Origin of the sequence: Bowmanella yangjiangensis (assembly GCF_017255015.1) — a bacterium.
In the GTDB taxonomy this organism is placed as follows: Bacteria; Pseudomonadota; Gammaproteobacteria; order Enterobacterales; family Alteromonadaceae; genus Bowmanella; species Bowmanella yangjiangensis.
On record NZ_JAFKCS010000795.1, the window covers coordinates 1 to 331 of the forward strand.

Consider the following 331-nt stretch of genomic DNA (forward strand, 5'->3'; position numbering starts at 1 on the left):
CGGTGACCGAGGCTTTCATGTCTGGCCGTCCCCATGGTGGAGGTGGCTCGGAACAGGTATATCCCAATCCCTTCCTCGAGGCGGAGCGCTCTCACAACTGGGAAGTGGGTTTCAATGTATTCAAAGAGTCCCTGTTGCGTGATGGCGATCGTCTGGGCATCAAGGTGGCCTACTTCGATACCCGTATCGACAACTTTTCCTTCATGGATATCAACGTCAGCGTACCGGGCCGTACGGTTGGCGGTACCGGCCTTGGCCGCTCGGCCTACCAGAACAACCTGGAGGAAACCCGTTTTCGCGGTGTCGAGTACAACCTCGATTACGACGCTGG

Annotated in this window: 1 protein-coding gene; it reads left to right on the forward strand. The window is 57.1% G+C overall.

The features are described from left to right. Positions 1–17: 17 nt before the first annotated feature. On the forward strand, positions 18–331 hold a 314-nt coding region (locus J0A65_RS26720), incomplete at its 3' end, for a TonB-dependent receptor domain-containing protein (protein ID WP_269814718.1).